Annotated in this window: 5 protein-coding genes and 2 pseudogenes; 5 read left to right on the top strand and 2 right to left on the bottom strand. The window is 66.8% G+C overall.

From position 1 onward, the window contains the following. Positions 1-160: 160 nt before the first annotated feature. Positions 161-754: a transposase gene (locus ACLP9N_RS22675; protein ID WP_442409492.1), complete on the bottom strand. Its 594-nt coding sequence runs from the start codon at positions 752-754 to the stop codon at positions 161-163. A 44-nt stretch (positions 755-798) separates the two neighbouring features. After that, positions 799-1,170, bottom strand: a pseudogene (locus tag ACLP9N_RS22670) (RipA family octameric membrane protein); the annotation flags it as partial. A gap of 662 nt (positions 1,171-1,832) precedes the next feature. Between ACLP9N_RS22670 and ACLP9N_RS22665 the strand changes: the two are divergent. From ACLP9N_RS22665 to ACLP9N_RS22645, 5 genes and pseudogenes are all read left to right on the top strand, one after another. After that, complete coding sequence (locus ACLP9N_RS22665; RefSeq protein ID WP_442409491.1) at positions 1,833-1,979, top strand: hypothetical protein; 147 nt, start codon at positions 1,833-1,835, stop codon at positions 1,977-1,979. 82 nt (positions 1,980-2,061) lie between these two features. After that, a complete protein-coding gene (locus ACLP9N_RS22660; protein ID WP_442409490.1) occupies positions 2,062-3,963 on the top strand; it encodes a GMC family oxidoreductase in 1,902 nt (633 codons plus the stop codon). Positions 3,964-4,420: 457 nt separating this feature from the next. Beyond that, positions 4,421-4,501 (top strand): annotated as a pseudogene (locus tag ACLP9N_RS22655) (phosphoribosyltransferase); the annotation flags it as partial. Positions 4,502-4,905: 404 nt separating this feature from the next. Then, a complete protein-coding gene (locus ACLP9N_RS22650; RefSeq protein ID WP_442409489.1) occupies positions 4,906-5,205 on the top strand; it encodes a PE family protein in 300 nt (99 codons plus the stop codon). A gap of 18 nt (positions 5,206-5,223) precedes the next feature. Then, complete coding sequence (locus ACLP9N_RS22645) at positions 5,224-6,468, top strand: PPE family protein (protein ID WP_442409488.1); 1,245 nt, start codon at positions 5,224-5,226, stop codon at positions 6,466-6,468. The last annotated feature ends 2 nt before the right edge of the window (positions 6,469-6,470 follow it).

Here is a 6,470-nt window from a genome sequence, read left to right as displayed (position 1 = left end):
ATCACGTCATCGAATCGACCCTGCCGATTCTCACGTCCCAAAGCCACACACCGATTCTCCAGGCACACCCGCGCCAACCCCGCCCAGCCACGCCGAAACCGGCACACTAAATCAGCGGCGTCCTAGTGGTCACGCTCGTTAGTTCGTCGGGTGTCGGGGGTTATGCGGCGATTCTGGTGAGGAGTCGGTTGAGGTCGTTGCGGTTGAAGCGCCAGTCGAATGGTCGGGCGGCGGTGTTGTAGCGGGCTTCGAACGCGGTGAGTTGATTGGCCAGGACGTCGAGGTCGGGAAAGTCGTCGGGGGTGAGCAGCTTGCGCTGGAGGACCGAGAAGTAGATTTCGATCTCGTTGAGCCAGGACGCGTGTACCGGCAGGTGGATCATGGTCGCGTTGGGAAACGCATCGGTGAGCCGCGCTGCTGCGGTCCAGCCGCGGTGGGATGCGCCGTTGTCGACGACCCAAAACACCCGCCGCGCTGAGGCATAGGGCTGGCGGGCCATGACCTTGTCGACGAGCGCGGTGAACGGTTCAATGCCGGTGCTGGGTGCGCAGTGGCCGATTACGTGGGCGCGGTGCACGTCATAGGCGGCCAGGTAGGCCAGCGTGCCGTAGCGTCGGTACTCGCTTTCGACGCGCATCGGCCGTCGGCCCGGTCCGGGCGGCCGGCTGGGATGAATGCGGCTACGGGCTTGCACGCCAGGCTTCTCGTCGGCGCTGAGCACGTAGTCGCTCTCGCCGAGGCGCTGAGTAGCCATAGCCACACCGCTGCAATCAGGGCCGGCAGACTCGCCGTCAGCTTAGTGGGGCCGTACCACCAATAGCGAGCCATGTTCGGCTCCACCCGCTGATACATCGCGTGGCGGTTCACCCGACCGTCGAGGTGCACAACCTGTTGGCGCCATTTCTGAATGAGCACCGACCTCCGCCAGGCAACCATGGCCCAGAAGAGGGCGAGCAACAAGCCGACGGCTCCGATGACGGCGCCGATCTGCTTGTGATCAAACACGCCAGCCGACTGACTTTGGTTCTGCGGTCCGAGATTCGTCACGGCCACCGAGATGAAGGCGCCTTGAAGCAGGGCGAAGAAGGACGAGTGGTTCCAAAACTGCGTCAAATCATGTCGGAAGTGCTCGCTGGCGAGCTTATAGATCTCGAATTCCCGGTCATCCACAGCGGCCAGCGTCGCGGTATCAAGAGCGTCGGGCCAGCAGCTCCAGCGACCATCCTTGAGCAGTTCGCACTCGCCCTTTGCGTTTCGCTGAACCTGTTCTGAGACTTTGCTATCCACGTGATCACCGCCGCAACTGCTACGCGTTCAGGCAAGTGGCCCACCTCTGCAACCTAGCAAGCCGCAGCGGTCGGCCAAGCGATGCGGTTCCCTACCGTGCGGCATCCCGTCGCAACCGCCGGGCATCGTGGGCAGCTGCTGGATGACAGGCCGGAGAAGTTCTGTTGGACGAAGTTATTGAATTGATCCCGCGGTTGAAGTGGCTCATGGTGTGATAGACGACCAGAGAGGGGGTACAGGGAAATGGGCTGCACGGTAATGGTTCCGAAGGTCAGTCGGGTCTGCGCCGAGGCAAGAAGCGGTGTTCGTCGGGACCATTTACCTGCAATTGACTCCGCAATTCGATTGCACCGCCTGCAGGGAATACCGTTCTGGTCGGTGATCGGCGCGCTGCGACGGGTCCGCTGATGCAGCAAGGTACGCGCTGGCAGCGATGCGCATTGTGAATGACCTGCTTGCGCTGCTGGCTCCCGGGCTGATCATCAAGCGGTTCGGGGAGAAACCCGGACGAGGCGGCGGCCATCTACGGTCTGCGGCTGTTCGGCGTGCGGACCGTGCTGATCGGCGCGGACCTGGTCACACAGCACGGCGAGCCGCTCCAGCACACCGTCAGCCAGGCCGTGCTCATTCACACCAGCGACACGCTGACGGCCGCGGCGGTCGGCACCTCGGAAAACTGCGGCCCGCGATGACGGTGCCCATCACCGCCGTCTCGGCGCTCCACACGGTGCTCGCGGTGGCGCCGTGGGTGTACCACCGGCGGGAGGCGCAGCCGTGACCGCGAGCACTGACCCCCGAGCCCTGTACGACTACATCGTGGTCGGCTCGGGCGCGGGCGGCGGCCCGCTGGCCGCCAGGCTGGCCGAGGCCGGCATGCGCGTGCTGCTGCTCGAGGCAGGCGCGGAGGGCGCATGCGAACCGGACAGCGACAAGTACGCCGTGCCCGCGTTCAACGGTCTGGCGACCGAGGATCCAGCCACCCGCTGGCAGTTCTTCGTACGCCACTATGCGGACCTCAAGCAGCAGGAACGGGACAAGAAATATGTCGCCGACCAGGACGGGGTCTTCTACCCACGCGCCGCGACCTTGGGCGGCTGCACCGCGCACAACGCGATGATCACCGTGTACCCGCACGCCCAGGACTGGGACGGGATCGCTGAGCTGACCGGCGACCAGTCCTGGGCCGCCGAGAACATGCGGGCCTACTTCGAGCGGCTCGAGGACTGCGGGTACCGGCGCCGGCCATGGCGGCGGCCGTCCAACCCGGTCCTCGCGGCCTTGGTGACGCACCTGCCCCTGGTGTCCGGACGGTTCAAGAACCACGCCAGGCACGGCTTCGGCGGCTGGCTGCACACCTCGCTGGCCGACCCCTTGCTCGCGGTCGGCGACGAGGAGATCGTCGGGATCCTCCTCGACGCCCTAGTCGCGAACCTCGAGGAGTTCTTGGGGCGGCCGCTCACGGCGCTCGAAGACCTGCGCGACTGGGCCGATCCCAACGACTGGCGCGTCAGGGACCGCCTCGAGGGGCTATGGCAGATACCCATGGCGGTGCGCGACGGGCGCCGGAACGGCAGCCGCGAACGGATCCGCGACGTAGCACGGCGCTTCCCCGACCGCCTGGAGGTCCGCACCGGATGCCTGGTCACCCGGGTGCTGCTCGACGAGCAGCCAGCCGCGACCGGTGTCGAGTACATCGACACCCCGCACGCCTACCGGTGCGATCCCCACCCGGCAGGCGGGGCGATGCCGCCCGCGCAGCAAGCGCACGCATCACGGGAGGTCGTGCTGGCCGGAGGCGCGTTCAACACGCCCCAGCTGCTGAAGCTGTCCGGAATAGGCCCACGCGAGGAGCTGGAGGGGTTCGACATCCCGGTCCGGCTCGACCTTCCCGGCGTCGGCCTCAACCTGCAGGACCGCTACGAGGTCACCTGTGTCAGCCGGATGACGCGCGACTTCCCCCGGCTGCGCGGCGCCCGGTTCCAGCCGCCCGAACCGGGCGAGAACGACCCGGCCTTCCGCGAATGGCAGTCCGGCAAGGGCATCTACGCCACCAACGGCGCGCTGGTGGGGATCATTAGGCGGTCCCGTCGCGAACTCGAGTCCCCCGACCTGTTCGTCTTCGGCCTGCCCGCCCGGTTCGACGGCTATTACCCGGGTTTCTCGAAAAACCTCACACCGCTCCGCGACTACTTCACCTGGGCCGTGCTCAAGGCTCACACCGTCAACCGGGCGGGTGAGGTCCGGCTGCACTCCGCCGACCCGCGCGAGCGGCCAGCGGTCGTCTTCCACTACTTCGACGAAGGTACCGACGCCGAGGGCGCCGATATCGACGCCGTTGTGGACGGAGTCCAGATCGCCCGCGATGTCATGCGGCGGGCCGGTGACCTTGTCGCCGAGGAGATCTCACCCGGCCCGTCGGTGCAGACCCGGGACGAGGTGCGCGACTGGGTGCGTGACCAGGCCTGGGGTCACCACGCGTCGTGCACGTGCCGGATGGGGCGGGAAGGCGACCGGTTAGCCGTGACCGACAGCCGGTTCCGCGTGCAGGGAGTCGGGCGGCTACGCATCGTGGACGCGTCGGTCTTCCCGTGCATCCCCGGGTTCTTCATCGTCACCGCCGTCTACATGCTTGCCGAAAAGGCAAGCGACGTAATACTCCAGGACGCCCGACCCTGAAAGCGGCAGGAATTATAAGCCAGCGCCAACCACAACGTCAGTGTTACTGAGATGGCCGTTCTGGAAGGTCATGACGGCGTACGAAGGCGCACCCGTGGTTTCCTCACGTGCGCACCGCCGACCGCGGGGACGCTCCTCGTCCTGGACGGGCTCACACTCCTGCACGCCAACGCCTGGGCGCGTGATCGATTCGATCGACAAGATCGTTGCCTGGTCGATTGCCAACTCGAGCCGTATGGGTTATTTCGCGGCGCTGTACAAACGGATCACCCTAGCCGTCGGATGGAAGAGTTCGACGCCGCGATCGCCTACCGCTACTTCGATGCACTCAACGGGCATTTCCACCCGCACAAGTTTGACCGGCCGACGCAGGTGGGGCAGGCAGCTCTCCTTGTTGACTGAGGCAAGCAACGGTGAGCCCATCATCGTGCAACACCTGCTCGGCGCGTGCAACGGGGGCGGAATACCGGTTGCGTGGGAGGTTGCAGGCGCGCTGCACGCCCCGCTGGAGGCCTTCATCGTGCGCAAACCGGGTGCCCAAGATATGGCTGAACTGAGAGGCCGACTGCGCAACAAGCCCGAGCACCCTCTGCCCAACAGTTTGCTGACAATCGCCAGCGGGTTATTGGTCGGCAGCGTCGTTCCGCTCCCACCGCCACCCAGAACGGGACGGGTTTCGGGCAACCTGCGAGGCCGGCAGTGCGGGACCGTCGCTGGGGTTTGGGTCCCCGGCGACACCCAAACCCACAGCTCATGGGATCTCTTTCCTGCACCGGCCCGCAAACTCAGCGCAATTGAAGAGCACTACCTGCAAACCCACCTGGCACCAGACAGCTAGACAGGTAGCAACTACTCGCGATTCTCCTTGCCGGTCGACCGTACGTTGCTCGTAGACCCGAACCGGTCCAACCAGTAAGACAGATTCCTGAACGGAGCATTGACATGTCGTTTGTAACCGCGCAGCCGGAGATGCTGATGGCTGCGGCTGGCGACCTGCAGGGGATCGGTGCGGTGGTGGCCACCGGGAATGCGGCCGCCGCCGCACCGACCACGGGGGTGGTTCCCGCGGCCGCCGATGAGGTCTCGGCGCTGACGGCAGCGCAATTCGCAGCGCACGCTGCGATTTATCAGGCAGTGAGTGCCCAGGCGGCGGCGGTGCACGAGATGTTTGTGACCGCTCTGGGGACCAGTGCGGGCTCGTATGCGGCCACCGAGGCGGCCAACGCCGCAGCGGTCCGCTGACCTGGCAGAGGTTTCAGCATGGATTTCGGGGCGTTACCGCCGGAGTTCAACTCGGCTCGGATGTATGCCGGTCCGGGGTTGGGGCCGATGGTTGCCGCCGCGACGGCCTGGGAAGGGTTGGCCGCCGAGTTGAGTTCGGCGGCAAGCTCCTACGGGTCGGTGGTCTCGGGGTTGACCGGCGGGCCGTGGCTGGGTCCGGCGTCGCTGTCGATGGCGGCCGCGGCCGCCCCCTATGTGGGGTGGATGAACGCCACCGCCGCGCAGGCCGCGCAGACCGCCACCCAGGCCAAGGCGGCCGCGACCGCCTACGAAACGGCGTTTGCGATGACGGTGCCGCCGCCGGTGATCGCGGCGAACCGCGCTCAGCTGATGGTGCTGGTCGCGATGAATTTTTTCGGTCAGAATACGCCGGCGATCACGGCCACCGAGGCCCAATACGGCGAGATGTGGGCCCAGGACGCTGCGGCGATGTACGGCTATGCTGCCAGCTCGGCGACCGCCACCCGGGTTACGCCGTTCACCGCGGCGCCGCAGACCACCAGCCTGGCCGGGTTGGCCGGCCAGGCCGCCGCGGTCGCCCAGGCCGCCAGCACGCAGGTGACCTCCGCGATCCCCCAGGCTCTGGAGTCACTCGCCTCACCCGCCGCGTCCACGTCGTTCACTTCTGGGCTATCTGCGCAGTTCGTGGACCTCCTACAGGCGCTGACTGGGTCGTCCACCTTGTCGTTGGCGTCGCCCCTGGGCGCGTTTACGACACTTTCCGGTCCTATTTCGGACGCCGAGTCGATGTTCACCGGGCTTTCGGGTCTTGTTTCCGACGCCGAGTCGACGTTCACCGGGCTATTCAGCTTCGGCCAGGGTCTGGTTAAGGACGCCCCGGAGGCCGCTAAGGCGGCGGCGGGGTTACCGGGCATATTACTCAACATTCCGGGCTTAGCAGGCCTTGGCGGCCCGGCAGGCCTAGGCGGCCTGGACGGGGGCACGGCAGCGGGTTTGGGCCATGCGGGCTCGATCGGGGCGTTGTCGGTGCCGCCGAGTTGGGCCGCACCCGCGGCGGCAGCGAGCAGCGAACTCCCGGCGGCGTTGCCGGGCAGCACCGTGGGCGGCGCCTCGGGCGCTATTCCGGCGCCCAACGCAATCGCCGGCATGCCGCTGGCCTCAGGCCGCATGGGTATGGGCGGGTTCGGGCGCGGCATGGTCGGCGATGCCCCCCGGTACGGGTTCCGCTTGACCGTGGTGGCACACTCGCCGGCGGCTGGGTAGCA

Source organism: Mycobacterium sp. (assembly GCF_052144515.1).
Classification (GTDB): Bacteria; Actinomycetota; Actinomycetes; order Mycobacteriales; family Mycobacteriaceae; genus Mycobacterium.
Note: the sequence above shows the minus strand (reverse complement) of the source record. Positions and strands in the feature narration are given on the sequence as shown.